The organism is Streptococcus sp. HMSC072D07 (assembly GCF_001814835.1).
Classification (GTDB): domain Bacteria; phylum Bacillota; class Bacilli; order Lactobacillales; family Streptococcaceae; genus Streptococcus.
In genome coordinates this window covers 1-16,555 of the sequence record NZ_KV818037.1, presented here as the reverse complement: position 1 = coordinate 16,555, position 16,555 = coordinate 1, and the positions used below count along the sequence as shown (strand labels likewise).

Genomic DNA, 16,555 nt, shown 5'->3' with positions numbered 1-16,555 from the left:
CCTAATTATTCTTTTCAGTAGTAGATGAAAATGGCTCTCTTATAGGTTCTGACTTAACCACCCACTTAAACTTAGCATTATCATCAGCCTTCATTTCAAAACTAATTCGTTCTGATGAAAGGGTTCCGCTTTCTGTACGAATACCCACTACATAAGTAACTAAGTAAGTTTCCCCGTCCTCGTTTAATGAGATTTTCTCAAGGATCGTACTTGCTACTTGAGCCTTTGTTGGCTGAGTAAATTTAGCATCCCCACCAGATAAGAAAGGAACAATCGCATCTTTATTGCCAGTAAAGTAGTATGTCACAAAGTATCTTGCGACAACATCGATGGCATGTTCGTTATCTTGTACTTTCTTAGTAAAAGTCTGCTGCTGATACAAGTATTCAAGTTTTTCTTCTTGTTTTTGCGCGTGATTATAGTTCAGAATACCTAAACCAATAGCTATAACTGAAATAATTGCAAAAAGAGCCGTTAGGAACTTATACCACAATTCAGAATTTCCGTTAGAACCAGGACCTACCGAACTAGCATAGTTGGTTGTAGAACTTTGTTCTACTCCACTCACTCCTTTAACTCCCTCTCTATCTAGCTCCCCCTCAATCGTATTGTTTGGTGGATAAATAGGTAGTTCAGTGACAGATAAACCTAGACTATGCTTATAGCAGTCCATTAGGTTAGGTTCCATAGTGCAGAAATATTTGGTTAAATCATCGAAAGAATAATGTCCAAAACGAGGATCCCGCCTTGTTGCATAAATCAATGCTAATGGAATATTTTTGTACTCGTCATCAAGAACAAAGGGTGAAATCCTTGGCCCTTCTCCAAAGACTACTTTACCACTAATCAGATTATTGTTGCTGACCTGAGTAACTAAAGCAATCCCTTTGAATGTGAAATTATCAAAATTATTCTTTAATTTCCCAAATAGACTTTCTGCTTGTTGAAAGGTTAGAAAAGGAAAGTTTTTCTTAATACTTTTACTTGAGTCAGTTGGATAGAGGTCGAGATCGATTTCTTCAATAATGTCTCTTATTTCCTCGTTGTTGTCTGGATTCACGTCCCCCCACTCAACGTAAAGAAATAAGGGTTCTTGAATTGAAACCCTTCTTTTCCCCCTAAACCCAAAAGATTGGATGTGAGAAGTCATATATTACCCTCCGAGACCTTTAATGTATCCGACGATTGCTGCTGCAAGGGCAATAAGGAGTAAGCCTCCAATGACAGCTGGTAGCCATTTTAGAGCCTTTTGTTTAGCGTTATCACCTAACATGAACAAAAATCCAATAACTATAATAAGTGCAGCTGCAACAATGTAAGCCAATATTTTTAAATCGTCACCGAATTTAGTAACATCTGAACCTGTTTTCTTAAATGGGTTGTCGTCCGCAAAAACCAGTGTATTTTGAGCTGAAAGCAACAAAAGTGTTGCTGAAGTTGTCAATTTTTTGAAAAAATTATTTTTCATAAAGGTGTTTTCCTCTTTTCTTTTTATATATACCATTTTACCTTCAAATTGCCAAAAAGTAAAACTATGATAGGCTAAATTTGTGGAATAAGTTTCACACTTGTTTCTCTTCGGTCTTGGGCGGTATACTTGGCAGTATATTCATCCTCACTACCCTCTATTAAAGTACCGGGAGGATTTCCTGTCAGAGTAACCTCTACGGTGTACTTAGTAGATCCCTTATCACGTGAAAAATAGAATTGCCTAGTGATAGGATAATCCAATATAGTTTCAATCGTTCTTTCTAGTGGCCGAGCACCATTATATTCATCAGTACCAATATTTTGTAAGTAACGATAGAATGTATCACGCGCCTCACTTTCATCTTCACCCATATACTTGATAAACAAGCCACGTTCTGCCCAAAACTTTTCCTTGATAGCCATTTTAGAGTTAATGATCTCCTGGGTAACATTCCCAGTCAACATATTCAGGACTACTTTTTTATCAAAACGGTTGATAAACTCTGGTCTGAAATAGACACTTAAATCATCGTCAATATTGGCCATGAATGACTTTCTTGTTGTCTGGTCCAAATTTTCGAAGGTCTGTCCCTCATTTAGAGTTCTGAATTTTTGTTTAATGGTTTCATGACCTACATTAGTCGTAACGAAGATAACAACATTCTTGAAGCTGATTAATCTATTGTTACCGTCAGTCAATCGGCCAGCATCAAGTACTTGTAAGAGTAGGTTCTGGATAGAGGGATGCCCTTTTTCAATCTCGTCAAAGAGCAACACTTGGTAGGGTTTACGCTTAACTTTCTCTGTTAATGCTCCCTCATTACCGTTATATCCAATAAGTCGAGCGACTGCTTTTTCATCATCGAACTCAGAACAGTCAATTCGAGTCATCATATCTACTGAGCCAAAAATAGCGCGTGCAGTCTGTCGAGCGCATTCGGTCTTACCTACTCCAGTAGTTCCAAGCAACAAGATAGAGCCTAAAGGCTTTTCTTTGTTTTGCATATCAGTCTTAGCACGGTACGTGATATCAGCAATCGCCTTAACCGCTTCTCTCTGCCCCTTTACAACTTGAGAGATCATTGCTTCGTAGTCTACCCGTTCTGTTTTTGTTCCTTGTAAAAGAATTTCAAGGTCAATTCCTTTACGAGTATGAACTACTTGAGCAATATCTTTATAGGTGATGGTCTTAGAACCCTTTAAGTAAGCAGCTGCTACTGCTTCATCTAAAAGGTCAATGGATTTATCTGGAAGATTCTTATCAGCCATGTAGCGCGTGGATAGGTCAACTGTGGCAACAATGGCTTCATCTGTCACCTCAATCCCTCTGATGCGTTCATGTTTAGCTTTAACCTTGGACATGATCTTGATAGCAGATTCTCTGTCTGGCTCTTCTACATAGATTGGTTGCAAACGACGCTCCATAGCACTATCTTTTTCAATCAAGCGGAACTCTTTATGAGTAGTTGCAGATATAAAGTAGATATCTCCACGAGATAAAGCTGGTTTTAAAAGATTGGCCACATCAAGAGTAGATTGGTCTGTTGCACCAGTCCCTATGATAGTATGAACCTCATCTATAAAGAGGATATTTTCTTCTTTATAGGCTTTCAATTCCTGAATGATATGATGGAGTTTAGATATAATATCTTCTTCCTCACCATTGGCATTCTTTGTTTTAGAGGAAATCGCACTAAGTGATAGATTGCGTACTCTCACATTTTCAAATTCTTTTGGGATATTCTTCTTCCTAATAATAGAAGCACATACCCCCTCAACAATATGAGTTTTACCAACCCCTGCCTCACCAACTAATGTTGGCGAGTTCTTATGTAGCCGGACTAGAGATACAAACACTTGTTTGATTTCATCTTCACGTCCATAAGCTTCAAAATCCTCTATATTTTGTTTAACCTTTTCTGTTAAATCCTCTGTATACCTATCAAGGTATGGAGTTTTGGATTTGGTAGTAATTTGTTTGTCAGACATTTCTACCCCCTAAATCGCTTTCTATTCTTTTTATCTACTCCACCATGAAATTCTGGATAGGTACCTCTATCAATAGGAAAGTATTGTTTGTTTCGATGCGTCAAGAAGTACAAGATTGCATTAGCATTCGTGCCACCTGTTCTAGTAGGTAGCACTAAGTAGAAAACTAAAGTAGTGAAAAGGATGGAAAAAAGAACAAATTGTAAGAATTGTTCTGCTGGGAATATGACATCTTGCAGCTGCATAGATACCATAAATGCTCCAAAGACAATAAAGCCCTTTTGGACATTGATTCCATAATACTTTAATTTTGAGTAATAACCCCGTGGGATAGTAAAGTCGCCATCAAGTGCACTATCAGGAGACTTGTATTCTTCTTCAGCCATAATTTCCTCTATTCTTTCTAATATATTAGTAACCAAAGTTTGGTTTAGGGTATAGCTTCCTAAACCCTCTTAATACTATTTTATCTCTTATCTTACATATAGTAAAGCTATGATAGACAAAATAAAAATAGGCTTCCTAAAAATATAGGACAGCCTTATTTAATATTCCCAGCGTCTATCCACTTTTGAACCCTTATGGCAACTTCAAGACTTAATTTGTTAAAATCTTTCTTGCCGTTTCGCAACAATGAGATAGAACTTTCTTGGATACCTATTTCTTTTGCTAAACGATAGGCTGAGACAGTCTTATCCATTAAGACTGCCTCAACTTGTGATGTGTTAATACGCATACACTTCTCCATGTTTCTTTATGTTTCTTTTTCTTGTACGTTAGCCATTATACTCCCTCTTCCAGTTTTATCACTTCATGCGCTTCGTCCCTCTTTTATAACCCTCTCTATAAGAAGATAGAGTTACTTCCCCAGAAATGTTAATCCAGCAGTCATGGTCTTCGCTGTACTCATAAGGATAGCAAGCAACTTCTGAACCGTTTGCGTCTTTGGTTACTCCGCGGACAACTTTCCCATTTTCTACGTACACGTCTTCTCCATAAACCTTGTGCCATCCATCTTTAATTTGTGCCATTTTGTTTTACCGTGAGAACACTTGTTCTCCCCTTCTTTATCTTGTCTTAATTATAACACTATACTTTACGTTCGTCAAGTATTTGCAAACTACTTTCGGAGCAAATTAAAAAGCCACGCATGAGCGTAGCTTATTCACTCTCAATTTGTCCTTGGCGACACGGATTGAGTGACCGCAGGTGTTTTCTGTATGTAACTGGAGATTACGTGGTAACAACCTTGCCCACCACTTATAAAGGACTATCTATTCTTTCGAACTAGATAAACGCTCACGGGGCGCTACTACCCCTATCGCCCTCAAGGGAGTCGAACCCTCGATAAAACCATAAGGCGATGACTACGATTAGTCAATTTTAGCAGATACAGAACGAACTGGAGCATTAAATTGGAATGTTCCATCTTGTACTGCCTTGATATTTTTCTGCAAATTAGCAATGATCTCGTTAGTCACTTTTATGCTCTTTTCAGCAGTTTCAATCTGACTATTTTTATTATCAATGCTAGTCATAAGAGTTTTAATCTGGTCTTGTTTTTCAGTAAGTTCATCACCTACTACATATTGAGACTCTTTCTTTAAGTTATCAATAGACTTTTTGTCATTGGAAGTGCTAGTCTCTAAAGTTTTAATCGCATCTTTAAGGCGCGTGAGTTGACTTGTTTGATAATCAATCTCGGCATTAAAGATTGAAAGAGAAAATTCCTCACGTGTTTGGTCCTGGATGCTAGTTTCAATCAACTTGTCATTTTGTAAGGTAATATAGAAGTCTAGGATATTATCTTTGGCAGGCTTATCTTCGACCTGCTCCTCTTTTTTAACCTTACCCTTTTCTTCCTTACCTTTTTCTTCTTGTAGATAAGTTTTATAACTCTTGAATTTAACATCAACACTCTTATCAACTGGTGAGTTATTGGTCGCTCGGACAATGAATACACCATAATTTTCTGGGATATTCTTTACAACAACAGAAATCTTATTTTCTGTTAGAGGGATCACCTGCATCTCTGCATTCTTAGCATTAACTGAAGGTGGGAAAAAGAGCTGCCATTCTAAATTATCTCCTTTGATTCCTTCCTTGATAGCACTTGTACTATCCTTGGTTTCAAACTCTAGAACTGCAATCCCATTTTCTTTAGAATATTTCTGGCTAACCAATTCGATATCACCACTATCATTTGGGAATGATTTGGTAGTTTCTAATTGTTCTGCCTTAAAGGTGACACGTTTCGGAGAAGTCAATCCACTGAATACCAATAGGACACAACAGCTTAGCAGTATTCCTGCAAATAGAGTTTTCCTAAAAAGTACCTTTCTACGAAGATAACGGACAAAACTGAGGTCCTTTAGGTCTTTAAACCAATCGACTATCTTTTCCCTAGTTGTCTTTGGTAGATTTTCATAATAATTGTTTTGTTTCATACTAATATTTTACCTAGTCTTTTTCTAAAAGGCAAGCTATGATAGAAAAAATATCACTTTGAATTGATTTAAAAAAATTTTGCGTATTTGTGACCGATTCCTTGCTTTTTTTAATAATTGTCTGTTATACTATTATTGTACCGATGAGATACAAAGGTATCATCATTGGTGAAGTTATAGTTTGTGGTGAAACTTCCTCACTTCTTTAACTTCCTTTCTAATAAAACTGATGAAGCGACGCTTCCTAATTTCTCTTGGTCGCTTCTAGTTTAACCGAATATGAGAGGTAACTTCCTTGAACAATTTACTGCTGTTGCCTCTTATTCCTCTTAAAAATTAAAACACTGTGGACTTCCTCCCACGGTGTTTTTTTATTAGTCATTCAACATAACTACACGCGCATCAAACTCCACATATCCACTAAAAGCAAAAAGAACCTCGATAAATCGACGTCCTTATTTCTTTTTCCTCTTTTTAACACTCAGATCAATGTTATTAAGAAATGTAATTACTTGATTCCTATGCTCAGGATTTTTTACACCACCATTATATTTACTCTGCATTTGACACAAATGATATCCGACTAAGCCGTCGTCTTTCACAACCGCGCTAACTTCTAGCGTATAATGAATACCATCTAAATCAACAGTTAAAATAACACACTCTCCCATCTCTACTAATCCAATATAAGATCCGACGCAATGCCCCATCTTATTACCTTCAACTACCAGGTCAATCGGTCTCTTTAGGTATTTGAAAGGATTGCTATGCTTTTTAACAGTTTCTATCAAAGGACGATATTCATCATATATTTCAAATTTTGAATTTCCATGTCTTTCTTTTAAGTTTTTGTTTTCAATAGATGCAAATAGCTTATCATGCTTTTCTTCTAGCTTTCTACTTGATGAAAAATCAATTTTCACCTTTCTTCTTCTCATTCTGCACATTCTTATATAATCTCTCGCTAAATAATAAGAAGTATCATCTAAAGCTATGTCATCATCTTCATAAATTCCACTTTCTCCTATTGAATCCAATACAAAAGCAATCATTATCTCTGAACGATAATTTTTAAATTTATATGGGATATAAGAAAAAAGCTTTATATACCTTCCTTTTTCTCTAAACCACTTAACAAAATTGATAAATGTTTTTTCTTCAAACTCGGTGGCTGCTTTTACTAATGTATAGACTTCTGTTACTGTAAACTTGTTGAAATTTATGACTCCATCTAGATCACTTGCCTTTTTTAAATGTTTTTGTAATAGTTCTTTTCTATTCAGCGAATCTCTCTGCGCTCTTAATAGATCGCCATAAGTTAGAGTTGTTGGCCAATCTCTAACCTTATCCCTTTCAAAATCCTCTACTTGATAAAATAGCGACATTCCTTTAAATACTGTTTCTTTCATTTCAGTAGCCCCTATCCCACCGAATCCTAGACGTACAGGTTTATAATGCTTATCTTTTACAAACATTACATCAAGACTTTCATAAAATAAAATATGTTTATCCTTTTCTTTAAACAGAAAATAACTTTTTACTTCTCCGTCCTCATCCTCACTAAAAGCAACCTGATTGATAGTAAATTTACTTAGAATTAAACATTCTTCCTTAACCTCCACAAGCAAGAAATTATAAGGGGAGTTACTGATTTCAATGCTTGATCCTGTAAAAGGATATATTTCCTTAAAGCTTCCCAGAACTTTTTCCTGACGTTTTCTTAACTGTTCTGCAGATAAGTAACTATTCCCATCAAATGCAAATAAATAGGCATAATTCATTTCGTTTATAAAATTCTTTTTAGGGACATTGTCAGATTTCAAATCAATTTCTGGTAAAATATCGTTTTTAGAACTTTTAAAAAAATCAACAAATAAGGTCTGATTTATATTCTCTTTATTTTTTATAACTATTTTCTCCATAACTCCATTATATCAATGATAAATCATACTGTAAACAAAAAAATGCACTTTTTTTATATAAGATATAATTCAAAGAGTACATTATGGGTTTTTAAAATAAGGAACATCTTAATTGCTGCGCGTGATCATGTACCATTTATCTAAGAAAAGTCTTATTCCTAGATAACAGTAAAAAAACAATGATTACTCATTGTTTCTGGTTGTATTTCTCCTTAAATCACGTCTTTTTTCGTCTTATAGCCTTTGAGATAACATTTAATATCATGTTCCAGATTGGTCGCATTGATAAACCTATACTTATCAAGATCAAGCTTGTCTACTTTCTCTAAAATCTTATCCAATTTATTTTCGATAATATCGACAAAGTTCAATTTACTTGCTTTAACATTGACAATCAAGTAACCATTTTCTAAGTCATGATATTGGTTGTCTGCTGAATGATTTGATAGGCGAACCTGGTACTTTTCAAAATTCTTATAAGCACTATCCATCATACTAGATAAGTGCCATCCATCAAGTTCCTCAAAGGCTTGTTCTAGTTCGTCCATTGCCTGAGCATACTCTCGACATTGTTTATCACTACGATTAAAACTACGTTTCCTGTATGGATTGTATCTGTTCTTGCCAAATGCCATTATGTCTTTCCTTTCTTTAACCAGCCATTTCTAAATTTTCCCAAAAGGTAGCAATATCATCTAAGAAATATTCCAGCTCAAGTTGCTCAACTGGCTCTCCGGTCTTTAATGACGCTACCAATTCTGATGATTCACTGATAAACTCAGCTAGTGAGTTATCTTCATCCATTTTAGGACTTTTAGCTAGTAGATTGTATCTGTGTAGTGCTTGCTCTGTACTCAAGGTTGTATCAATAGTTCCCATTTTACTTCCTCTAAGGCTATTACCTTTCCTTTCTCTATGGTACTATTATACCAAAAATAGTTGCCTTATGGCAACTATCGGTGTACTTAAATTCAAAAAAGAGTAACAAGGTGTAACCCTGTCACTCTTCAAAAACTAGAATAGGCACATCTGTTCTCCTACATTTGTAGGGGAAATAAGAGTCCATTCACGTTTAGGTGTTTTAATCGTCCTGCTTGCTGCAAAACTATTATCTTTGATCATTTCTTCTGGAAAAATAGTCGCAAAGAAAGTAAATAGCCTTTCTTTAATTCCATTAAAAGAGGCATACTCAATGCGATTAGAATAATCTTCCCTCTTCATCAGTAAAGAAGAATCTGAGGTGATTGTTTCAAATACCCACAATTCAAAACCTCTAGCAAAAATTTCTGTTGGCGTTGTGAAATAGTCAAACATTTTGTCAGTTTTCTTCAAGAGCTCCAACTCTGCTGTCAGACGTTTTTCTTCCAATGAAACTACACTAGAGATAGATTCTTTACCTGCATTCATCAAGCGAGTAAGTAGATAATCTTCTTGCTTTTTGCAAATGATCTTGAAATTATTGCTATAAGAAGTAATAATATGTTCAAAATCTTCACTTAAAGAATAACTATCACCTACGTTTTCTCCATGTTTATAGTCAAGATAGTGGCCATATTCATGAATGAAACTCTCCGTGTTTCTTACATCTACTGCTAGAATGTTTAGGAATGGTGCATATAAACCAGTGGCTTTATGTTTACCTAACTTTCTAAACTTCAATTCAGGTTGAGCAGCTGCATGTGGCAGTTTGTTACAGATTTTTTCAAAGTCCTCTTCGACTTTTTTGAATAAATTGTAATCGAACTCTTTGCCATCATACTTCTGCGTATCAACCTCTACCTTTCGAAAGCCTAGTTGATTAAAGATTGTACTCTTGTTCAACTCGCTATCCTGGTATTTCTTATCCGTTTGGATAGTAGCGATTGTAGTACTACTCTGTTTTGAATATTTTTGATTCAGTACAAAGTTATGTTCTACAAATGCTATGTGATTAACTGCGCTCTCAAAATCATAGCCTTTTTCTCTTTTAAGTTCAGCGATCCTGCTTTTAAGCAAGGCGTAACCTACTGAGTTAAAGCCTACAAAGTGTTGCTCATCAGTATCCTTACCCATTGAGTAAAACTCAGATTCCTTTGAAAAAGCTAAACATGGAACGATTGCGAACACTTGTTTTTTCCCTTCAGCAATAAGGATTTTGGCTTTTTCAATTTCATCATTTTTAGCTTTAGCTCTGTGTATGAGAATACTTGTTGCACTTAGATAAACACTTTCTGGGACATCACTACTTGTAAGGTCGTAGCATTTATAACCAGAATAATCCTCTGGCCTATTACGATACCAGCTATAATTACCTTCCAAACCTTCAGTAACATTTCCCAAATCAACTTTATCAATTTCCATAACTTTGTTATAGTATCGCACCAGTTTTTTGAACTTACTGTATGCGTCATCTTGGGTTGTAAATTTTGGGAAAGATGGGACTTTCTCCAGTTGCTTTCTTCCTTTTAACAAATTAACCATTTTCTTCCTCCTACAATAGCTTATGCTACTGCTTCCTCTACATTTGAAACAACTTCATCAATCATTGGACTAATCAAGGGGCAATCATCAGTTTCTACGAAAAAGTCATAAGCTCTCTCAATAGTTTCTGGTGATGCTTGCTCATTCTCAATCTGGATCACTGCCTTAACATAGTCAGACCAGTTCCCGTTTTCAGAAATGAGGTGACGAACCAATTCCACAAAAGGAATTGCCTCCTTGTCTGCATCGATATCACCTAACAATGAGCGAATTCTACACAGTTCAGTAAGGTCTATTCCTTTACGTCGCCATGATTGACAAAACGCTACATGATCTAGGAATGTTCTTTTCTGATTTCTTTCCAGATATACAAAATTAGTATCCTCAAAATCAGGCGTCCAATCAATCCATTTGTCAGATTTATCATCCCGACAAACAAGTTTCACTTCTTTTTTAGCCAACAACTTGATAAATTTATCAAACTCCATTATTCTTCCTCCTGCAGCTTAAGCTACTAATTCCTTTGCTTCTTCAGCTGTAAATTCTACAAAATGAGTATCAATAATCTCCGATGGGAGATAATCAATGATATACTCTAGCAATTTTTCTTCAGTATTAGCAATAAAGCCACTTCCACCGTCAATTTCTTCTCCTTTACAGTCAAAGACATTGTATCCATAAACTTCACCGTTGCAAAAGTGTGTGTAGTCTTTAAGAGTTTCCTTTACAATCGATTTAAGTTCTTGACGAAGTTCACTTGAAATTCGTTTGCAACCATACTCTTTGTAAAGTTCCTCTTTAGTTTGCCAAGCAAACCCAACTAAATTACCTTCCCAGCGGTCCAACCAATCACCTAGATAATAAGTGATGCTTGAATGTTCATATGTTCGGATAGGGAAAGCAACAATTCCTACTTTATCCAATGCATCACAAAGCATGTTGACAAATTCTTTCAGAGTTTTACCCTTTGAAATTGCTTGCTCTTTCAGTAGGTAGTATGCGCCTTCGCTCGTAAGAGCATCAAACCAATCATCTACCTCTTTGTAAGAGTGTTCCTGCATGCTTTTATATTTTCTTTGCCATGTGTAATAGTTAAACAGTGTATCCAAATTCATTGGATTAGAACAGTCGTCTACTTCACATTCTTGGTATACCTGGATAATGTGTCCTGTGCTATTTTTGTAGTATTTATCATAATCAAACATATTTCTTCCTCCTACCCATGTTGGGCCTTCTCTTAAAAAATGAAAAGACTACACACTAGATCACGCGCATAGTCTTTCTTTCATCTAACATATAATTACATTCCTAACGAGTAAGCACGCTCTAAAGCGACTTCCAAGGATAAACGACGATGCTGCCGTGGTCGGAAATAATCTGGCATCTCATCAGCGGTAAGGTCATCCATACCGTTAATAAAGAACTTCCCAGATACATCATCATAGATAATGAATTTCCACTCTTCTTCAGTATAAGAAAATGGATTGATTTTGAGTCTTTCAAAATTTCCAAAATCTGTACTTCCGAATTTATGTAATTCGACATCAAAACCTGCGTTAAGCAGTTTTTTATATCGTAACCGTGCACCTCTATAAGCGCTTCGGTCTAATACTTCCTCGTCACGATAAACACAATGTAACATATTTTTTCCTCCTACCCCACTGGGGTTTTCTCTTAATTTATAACTACCACTTTATCCTTTTAGATAGAGATAAACGTCTTTTTTCAGCTTTTTCTATCAGTAACTTATCTAAAAAGCTTGTAACTTCATTGATTTCGTTAGAATAAAAGGTGAACCGAATGATGGGAATACTTAGGGCGTTGTACGCTGTAAAAAGTACCATATCAGTTCCATTGTAGTTATACTCCAAATTGTAGTAAACAAATCGCTTTCTTTGACACAAGCGACAAACAAGGTTTATTTGCTCTCTTCGTTCCATTTCTTCCTCCTACTAATGAGCAAGTACAGGAGACCAAAGGTCTCTGATTTCCTGTACTCTTTCAAAAGTTCCTCTTCGGTCAATCTGCGTATCTACTAGATAATCAGAACCGTAAACTTCTTTGTATGCTGAACACATTCTCTCTTCAATCTCATTGAATTGAGTTTGCTGCTCTTCTACAAGTTGGTTGTTGAGGTTAGAAAGGTATTTTTTGTACTCTTTCCTGAAGATAGCATTCAGACGCGCGTGGTCTGAGAGATACCATTCAAGAGCGTACTCTCGATAGTTCTTTTGTAGCCACTTTGCCTTATCTAAAATTCTCATATTCCCCTCCTTAATGACGTACATAGTCTAAAATAGACATAGAAATTGCCATGATAGAAAAAGGAATAATTAAAACTGCAATAGACAACAGTCTAAACACCTTTTTGTTACGAAGCATTCTACGGATCACTAAAAAAAGTAATGCTCCTAAAAATAAACCTGACATTGCTTGTACCATAGATTGATAGTACAATGTTTGTAATTGGATATAGTCCATGTTTCTTCCTCCTACCCTATTGGGTTTTCTCTAAATCAAACAGATAGTCCTTCTCTCTAAATGAGTAGTAGGTATCTCTACCAACTACAACATGGTCCAGTAGAACTATTTCAAACAACTTACAGCAGTCTAAGAGAGCTCTTGTAAACTCTCTATCGTTTCCGCTTGGAGCAACAGAACCAGACGGATGATTATGCGCCACAATGATAGAGGCCGCATTGCATCTCACTGCATACCGTAGAATATCTGACGGTGATGCAAGCGAGCGATTCTTAGTTCCAATGGAAATAACACGTTCATCTACAATTTGATTCTGAGTATTCAGATAAATTGCCATAAGATGCTCTTGCTCCTTGTGACCAATCTTGTCAATCAGTTTCTTACCTAAAGATTGGCTACTGAAAACTGATTCTCGCTCTGATTTCTTAATCAATGAGCGTCTAAATATCTCAGACATTGAAACTAGTGCTACTGCCTCTTGCTCATCAAGACCAAAGTCCATGAACTCTGAAACAGAAGCTGTATCTATACGAGCAAAAAAAGAATTATCTTCAATCATTGCCCAGGCAAGATCATGTGATTCGTTTTTGGATAGACATCCGTGTGTTACTCCGTTTAGCATTGTGATAAATAATTCTGTATCACTCATGCTTTCTACTGCTTTAATGTTACTTGTATACTCTGTCATTTAACTTCCTCCTACCTATCTTTCAATAGGCTTCCTCTTAAAAAGACAAAAGACTATGCACAATATCACGCGCATAGTCTTTCTTTCCTCATGTTATTTTCCTACTTGCTCACGAACAAAGCTACTCATAGACATGATTGCTTCATTAACGCCCATGCCACGCCACTCGTCGAGTTGTTCCTCAGTAGCACCAAATTGTTTGGCACTTTCTAAACCACTCTTAAAGATAGCATCTAAGTTGCGTTCTGGTGCTTTTGGAATTTCAACTTTTTCAACTGCTTTTGTCTCAGTCGTAGTAGTTGATTCTGGTGCTTGTTCGGTAGATGCAAGTGTTTCTACTTGTTCCACTGGTTTAGCAGCACTCTCTACGGCTGTTTCAACTGACTTAGTTGGCTCTGGTGTTGTTTGTTGCTCTACCGGTTTAGGTGTAGATGCAACTGGCTTACTAGTACCTTGTTGAGTAGCGGTTTGCTGTTTAGCTGCAGGTGCTTGTTGACGTGTTTGGTGTTTGCTCTTGTAGTTGTTGTAGTTAGATGAGTTATTCATCGTTGCTACATGAGCGTCATCGTCGTCATCACCTTCAATCCCTAGTAGTTGGCACGCGCCATAACGACGTAGATACGTCATTACTGAGCCCGCTTGCTTTGCATCGTTCATATTATAGAACAATGGAATGCTTTCATAAGAGATTGAAGCACCAGACTTATGACTGAGTGTACTTACAATAGTCACCATAGGAGCATTACCACTCAAAGAGTAGTTAGGCTTCTGACTAAAGAAGATACCCTCAGCATTCAATGCTGGTACTGTTGCAGCTAACACATCGCTAAGTTTAGCAAAGTTGTAGCTATAATTTCCACCAGTTTTGGTAGGAATATTAGCTTTACCACTTTTCTTCACCTGATCAAAGTTCGCTTGCGCGCGTGCTAGTGCCTCAAATAACTCTGAATTATCAATAGGTTTATTGATATCTTCAAGATTATTTTTCACCTGAAGAGCCACTTCTGCGTCGATAAGACGTTGAAGCAAGTCATTGTTGTTAGCAAAATTAGTCATAGTTTCGTTCATTATTCTTCCTCCTACCTATTTTTCAATAGGCTTTCTCTTTAGTTCTTTAGTTATCTTTCTAATAATTCATCAAGCGTGATCGCACGCTCTAATTTCTTGTGGGTTAAACAAAAATCACAATGGCCACAACCGTATGGTGCTACATTGTTTAGAAACACATCACGAATAATCTCCGCGTGTGCTTCAAATAACTCTTGGCCAACCTCAAGAATATCCTCTCCAAGACGTAAAATCTCTTTATCTGGAACAGGTTCTTTACTAACTGCCACAATATATGGAGTAAATTCAAATCCATATTGTTGTAATAACAACTGCTGATAAACATACATCTGCATATGATAGCTATACTCTAAAATGTTGTAAATAGCTTGCTTAGTGTATCTTTTCAAAATAGGCGAGTAAGTCTCTTTCTGGATAGATTCCATTGTCTTTAAATCAACAAAGTAAGTCTTAGAAAGATTAAGACTATCAACTTTGGCTTTAAAGGGAATTCCTTTCAGTTCACCTGTAAGAATAGCCTCTTTCACCACAACATCATCTTCAGAACCATGATAAAGTTTATTAAACAACTTATCATCCTTTAATGATTGGATCATAGTGTCAGCTTTCTTAAAGGAAGATTTTAACTGCCCTTTAGTTGCTCCTCTATTAGAAATTAACTCTGAGCCATTATCCTCTAAGAATTTAGCATGAGCTTCTTCACTCTCAAAATAAGAGTGAACATAATTTCCTAACAAGAGGGCATCTGTTGGCTTCTTCCTATCCCAGAATCCAAAGTCAATGGCTTGTTGCCTTAAAGGACAAGCCATATACTCCTTAAACCTACTGGAAGACATATAAGCTACATCTTCGTAGTAGGTTTCCTCAGTTAGTTTTGGTAGTTCTATCTCCATAGACTACCTCCACATTTGATGATCAACTACAAAAGTTACATCATCAAGGAAATCCTCTAGTACTTGTGATGAAGCGTTGGTCTTAATAAGCAGGTCGAGTTGACCTTGTGAGATGCTTTTTACATCATCGCTTTTGATAGCAGCGATTTTTTGGCGAATTTTTTTTATTAGTTGTTTTCTCATTTTTCTTCCTCCTAACATAAAAAGAGATAGAATGTTTGTTCTATCTCTTCTATGCTTACTACTTAATTAGTTATTAAAACGGTAATTCGCTATCTGGAATAGGGAAGCCCCCTCCAAAAGCGTCATTACTAAACCCTTGGTTTTGACCTTGATTTTGGTCGTCACGTTTAGTCAAATTGGAAAACGATTGTACGATAACCTCGGTGACGTAAACACGTCTCCCTTGCTGGTCATCATATGAGCGAGTACGTAACTGACCTTCTACGGATAATAAATATCCTTTTTTAATCCAGTTCGCAAAGCGTTCTGCTTGCTCGCCCCAAACAACAAGGCGGATAAAATCTGCCTCACGTTCCCCATTAGCGCTCTTGTATGAGCGATTTACTGCAAGAGTAACTTGACTTACAGGTTTGTGATCCTGTGTGTAACGCAACTCAACATCAGACGTAGTACGTCCGATTAAAATAACTTTATTAAACATATTTCTTCCTCCTACCCGTATTGGGTTTCCTAAAATAAATAAATTAACAACAATACACTTTTTAAAGTGTATTCAACAACTGCTCAAACTCTTCTGCGCTCAGAAGGTCGTCATCGTCTTTCCGTGGTTGAAAAGGCACGATCTTGGATACTGGTTTCTTTTTATCACCTAAACGGTAACGATGTCCATTTGGCAACCAACCTAGCTTGTGTTCCAATCTACAAAGCTTTTCCCTTCCCTTGATTGTGTCATTAGACACTCGTAAATCAAGGAGACTATCTTCTCCTAGTAGCTTTTCGCTAGCCCACTCACTAGGAGTGAGTTCGATCAATGAGATTGCGTCCCAGAAAGACCGACGGTAAGCAGTCTTTTGTTGTCTACGAGCGCTTGCATAAGCACTCGCTGTTCTAAATTTATTAAACATAATTTCCTCCTACCCGAATTGGGCTTTCTCTTTTTTCCTTTTTTCCATG

At 36.5% G+C, this 16,555-nt stretch carries 23 protein-coding genes; all 23 read right to left on the bottom strand.

Annotated elements, in window-relative coordinates:
- Position 1: 1 nt before the first annotated feature.
- A complete protein-coding gene (locus tag HMPREF2991_RS02950) occupies positions 2 to 1,150 on the bottom strand; it encodes a hypothetical protein (RefSeq protein WP_070683429.1) in 1,149 nt (382 codons plus the stop codon).
- 3 nt (positions 1,151 to 1,153) lie between these two features.
- A complete protein-coding gene (locus tag HMPREF2991_RS02945; RefSeq protein WP_070683427.1) occupies positions 1,154 to 1,468 on the bottom strand; it encodes a TrbC/VirB2 family protein in 315 nt (104 codons plus the stop codon).
- A gap of 74 nt (positions 1,469 to 1,542) precedes the next feature.
- A complete protein-coding gene (locus tag HMPREF2991_RS02940; protein ID WP_070683425.1) occupies positions 1,543 to 3,459 on the bottom strand; it encodes an AAA family ATPase in 1,917 nt (638 codons plus the stop codon).
- Between the two features lie 2 nt (positions 3,460 to 3,461).
- A complete protein-coding gene (locus tag HMPREF2991_RS02935) occupies positions 3,462 to 3,845 on the bottom strand; it encodes a hypothetical protein (RefSeq protein WP_070683423.1) in 384 nt (127 codons plus the stop codon).
- Between the two features lie 155 nt (positions 3,846 to 4,000).
- Complete coding sequence (locus HMPREF2991_RS02930; protein ID WP_070683421.1) at positions 4,001 to 4,195, bottom strand: helix-turn-helix domain-containing protein; 195 nt, start codon at positions 4,193 to 4,195, stop codon at positions 4,001 to 4,003.
- Positions 4,196 to 4,265: 70 nt separating this feature from the next.
- Positions 4,266 to 4,490 (bottom strand): hypothetical protein, encoded by a 225-nt coding sequence (locus HMPREF2991_RS02925; RefSeq protein ID WP_070683419.1) that lies wholly within the window; start codon positions 4,488 to 4,490, stop codon positions 4,266 to 4,268.
- A 342-nt stretch (positions 4,491 to 4,832) separates the two neighbouring features.
- Positions 4,833 to 5,906, bottom strand: a complete 1,074-nt coding sequence (locus HMPREF2991_RS02920; RefSeq protein WP_083312762.1) for a coiled-coil domain-containing protein — start codon at positions 5,904 to 5,906, stop codon at positions 4,833 to 4,835.
- A 455-nt stretch (positions 5,907 to 6,361) separates the two neighbouring features.
- Positions 6,362 to 7,828: a PcfJ domain-containing protein gene (locus HMPREF2991_RS02915; protein WP_070683417.1), complete on the bottom strand. Its 1,467-nt coding sequence runs from the start codon at positions 7,826 to 7,828 to the stop codon at positions 6,362 to 6,364.
- 212 nt (positions 7,829 to 8,040) lie between these two features.
- Positions 8,041 to 8,463, bottom strand: a complete 423-nt coding sequence (acrIIA5, locus tag HMPREF2991_RS02910; protein WP_070683415.1) for an anti-CRISPR protein AcrIIA5 — start codon at positions 8,461 to 8,463, stop codon at positions 8,041 to 8,043.
- A gap of 16 nt (positions 8,464 to 8,479) precedes the next feature.
- Positions 8,480 to 8,707 (bottom strand): hypothetical protein, encoded by a 228-nt coding sequence (locus HMPREF2991_RS02905; RefSeq protein ID WP_070683413.1) that lies wholly within the window; start codon positions 8,705 to 8,707, stop codon positions 8,480 to 8,482.
- Between the two features lie 135 nt (positions 8,708 to 8,842).
- Positions 8,843 to 10,288 carry a hypothetical protein gene (locus HMPREF2991_RS02900; RefSeq protein WP_070683410.1) on the bottom strand — a complete coding sequence of 482 codons (1,446 nt, stop codon included), beginning with the start codon at positions 10,286 to 10,288 and terminating at the stop codon, positions 8,843 to 8,845.
- Between the two features lie 20 nt (positions 10,289 to 10,308).
- A complete protein-coding gene (locus HMPREF2991_RS02895) occupies positions 10,309 to 10,776 on the bottom strand; it encodes a hypothetical protein (protein ID WP_070683408.1) in 468 nt (155 codons plus the stop codon).
- A gap of 18 nt (positions 10,777 to 10,794) precedes the next feature.
- A complete protein-coding gene (locus HMPREF2991_RS02890) occupies positions 10,795 to 11,493 on the bottom strand; it encodes a hypothetical protein (RefSeq protein WP_070683406.1) in 699 nt (232 codons plus the stop codon).
- Between the two features lie 95 nt (positions 11,494 to 11,588).
- The gene (locus tag HMPREF2991_RS02885; RefSeq protein WP_070683404.1) at positions 11,589 to 11,930 is read right to left on the bottom strand and encodes a hypothetical protein; all 342 of its coding nucleotides are present in this window, start codon (positions 11,928 to 11,930) and stop codon (positions 11,589 to 11,591) included.
- Between the two features lie 43 nt (positions 11,931 to 11,973).
- Positions 11,974 to 12,228 carry a hypothetical protein gene (locus tag HMPREF2991_RS02880; protein ID WP_070683401.1) on the bottom strand — a complete coding sequence of 85 codons (255 nt, stop codon included), beginning with the start codon at positions 12,226 to 12,228 and terminating at the stop codon, positions 11,974 to 11,976.
- A 12-nt stretch (positions 12,229 to 12,240) separates the two neighbouring features.
- A complete protein-coding gene (locus tag HMPREF2991_RS02875) occupies positions 12,241 to 12,552 on the bottom strand; it encodes a hypothetical protein (protein ID WP_070683399.1) in 312 nt (103 codons plus the stop codon).
- A 10-nt stretch (positions 12,553 to 12,562) separates the two neighbouring features.
- Positions 12,563 to 12,769, bottom strand: a complete 207-nt coding sequence (locus HMPREF2991_RS02870) for a hypothetical protein (RefSeq protein ID WP_070683397.1) — start codon at positions 12,767 to 12,769, stop codon at positions 12,563 to 12,565.
- Between the two features lie 16 nt (positions 12,770 to 12,785).
- Positions 12,786 to 13,457, bottom strand: a complete 672-nt coding sequence (gene radC / locus HMPREF2991_RS02865; RefSeq protein ID WP_070683395.1) for a RadC family protein — start codon at positions 13,455 to 13,457, stop codon at positions 12,786 to 12,788.
- Positions 13,458 to 13,550: 93 nt separating this feature from the next.
- Positions 13,551 to 14,525 (bottom strand): ERF family protein, encoded by a 975-nt coding sequence (locus tag HMPREF2991_RS02860; RefSeq protein WP_070683393.1) that lies wholly within the window; start codon positions 14,523 to 14,525, stop codon positions 13,551 to 13,553.
- A 50-nt stretch (positions 14,526 to 14,575) separates the two neighbouring features.
- A complete protein-coding gene (locus tag HMPREF2991_RS02855; RefSeq protein ID WP_070683391.1) occupies positions 14,576 to 15,418 on the bottom strand; it encodes a PD-(D/E)XK nuclease-like domain-containing protein in 843 nt (280 codons plus the stop codon).
- Between the two features lie 3 nt (positions 15,419 to 15,421).
- Entirely contained in the window at positions 15,422 to 15,601 is a 180-nt protein-coding gene (locus HMPREF2991_RS02850) for a hypothetical protein (protein ID WP_070683389.1), read from the bottom strand.
- A 73-nt stretch (positions 15,602 to 15,674) separates the two neighbouring features.
- On the bottom strand, positions 15,675 to 16,082 hold the full coding sequence (gene ssb, locus HMPREF2991_RS02845; RefSeq protein WP_070683387.1) for a single-stranded DNA-binding protein: 408 nt from the start codon (positions 16,080 to 16,082) through the stop codon (positions 15,675 to 15,677).
- A gap of 61 nt (positions 16,083 to 16,143) precedes the next feature.
- Positions 16,144 to 16,506: a hypothetical protein gene (locus HMPREF2991_RS02840; protein WP_070683385.1), complete on the bottom strand. Its 363-nt coding sequence runs from the start codon at positions 16,504 to 16,506 to the stop codon at positions 16,144 to 16,146.
- Positions 16,507 to 16,555 lie beyond the last annotated feature (49 nt).

What these genes read in the sequence shown, in the direction of transcription:
- HMPREF2991_RS02940 (WP_070683425.1), bottom strand. Translation starts at nt 3,459, where the DNA reads ATGTCTGACAAACAAATTACTACCAAATCCAAAACTCCATACCTTGAT.
- radC (WP_070683395.1), bottom strand. Translation starts at nt 13,457, where the DNA reads ATGACAGAGTATACAAGTAACATTAAAGCAGTAGAAAGCATGAGTGAT.
- HMPREF2991_RS02850 (WP_070683389.1), bottom strand. Translation starts at nt 15,601, where the DNA reads ATGAGAAAACAACTAATAAAAAAAATTCGCCAAAAAATCGCTGCTATC.
- HMPREF2991_RS02890 (WP_070683406.1), bottom strand. Translation starts at nt 11,493, where the DNA reads ATGTTTGATTATGATAAATACTACAAAAATAGCACAGGACACATTATC.
- ssb (WP_070683387.1), bottom strand. Translation starts at nt 16,082, where the DNA reads ATGTTTAATAAAGTTATTTTAATCGGACGTACTACGTCTGATGTTGAG.
- HMPREF2991_RS02895 (WP_070683408.1), bottom strand. Translation starts at nt 10,776, where the DNA reads ATGGAGTTTGATAAATTTATCAAGTTGTTGGCTAAAAAAGAAGTGAAA.
- HMPREF2991_RS02840 (WP_070683385.1), bottom strand. Translation starts at nt 16,506, where the DNA reads ATGTTTAATAAATTTAGAACAGCGAGTGCTTATGCAAGCGCTCGTAGA.
- HMPREF2991_RS02950 (WP_070683429.1), bottom strand. Translation starts at nt 1,150, where the DNA reads ATGACTTCTCACATCCAATCTTTTGGGTTTAGGGGGAAAAGAAGGGTT.
- HMPREF2991_RS02885 (WP_070683404.1), bottom strand. Translation starts at nt 11,930, where the DNA reads ATGTTACATTGTGTTTATCGTGACGAGGAAGTATTAGACCGAAGCGCT.
- HMPREF2991_RS02930 (WP_070683421.1), bottom strand. Translation starts at nt 4,195, where the DNA reads ATGCGTATTAACACATCACAAGTTGAGGCAGTCTTAATGGATAAGACT.
- HMPREF2991_RS02860 (WP_070683393.1), bottom strand. Translation starts at nt 14,525, where the DNA reads ATGAACGAAACTATGACTAATTTTGCTAACAACAATGACTTGCTTCAA.
- HMPREF2991_RS02915 (WP_070683417.1), bottom strand. Translation starts at nt 7,828, where the DNA reads ATGGAGAAAATAGTTATAAAAAATAAAGAGAATATAAATCAGACCTTA.
- HMPREF2991_RS02870 (WP_070683397.1), bottom strand. Translation starts at nt 12,769, where the DNA reads ATGGACTATATCCAATTACAAACATTGTACTATCAATCTATGGTACAA.
- HMPREF2991_RS02875 (WP_070683399.1), bottom strand. Translation starts at nt 12,552, where the DNA reads ATGAGAATTTTAGATAAGGCAAAGTGGCTACAAAAGAACTATCGAGAG.
- HMPREF2991_RS02920 (WP_083312762.1), bottom strand. Translation starts at nt 5,906, where the DNA reads ATGAAACAAAACAATTATTATGAAAATCTACCAAAGACAACTAGGGAA.
- HMPREF2991_RS02905 (WP_070683413.1), bottom strand. Translation starts at nt 8,707, where the DNA reads ATGGGAACTATTGATACAACCTTGAGTACAGAGCAAGCACTACACAGA.
- HMPREF2991_RS02945 (WP_070683427.1), bottom strand. Translation starts at nt 1,468, where the DNA reads ATGAAAAATAATTTTTTCAAAAAATTGACAACTTCAGCAACACTTTTG.
- HMPREF2991_RS02855 (WP_070683391.1), bottom strand. Translation starts at nt 15,418, where the DNA reads ATGGAGATAGAACTACCAAAACTAACTGAGGAAACCTACTACGAAGAT.
- HMPREF2991_RS02880 (WP_070683401.1), bottom strand. Translation starts at nt 12,228, where the DNA reads ATGGAACGAAGAGAGCAAATAAACCTTGTTTGTCGCTTGTGTCAAAGA.
- HMPREF2991_RS02900 (WP_070683410.1), bottom strand. Translation starts at nt 10,288, where the DNA reads ATGGTTAATTTGTTAAAAGGAAGAAAGCAACTGGAGAAAGTCCCATCT.
- HMPREF2991_RS02925 (WP_070683419.1), bottom strand. Translation starts at nt 4,490, where the DNA reads ATGGCACAAATTAAAGATGGATGGCACAAGGTTTATGGAGAAGACGTG.
- acrIIA5 (WP_070683415.1), bottom strand. Translation starts at nt 8,463, where the DNA reads ATGGCATTTGGCAAGAACAGATACAATCCATACAGGAAACGTAGTTTT.
- HMPREF2991_RS02935 (WP_070683423.1), bottom strand. Translation starts at nt 3,845, where the DNA reads ATGGCTGAAGAAGAATACAAGTCTCCTGATAGTGCACTTGATGGCGAC.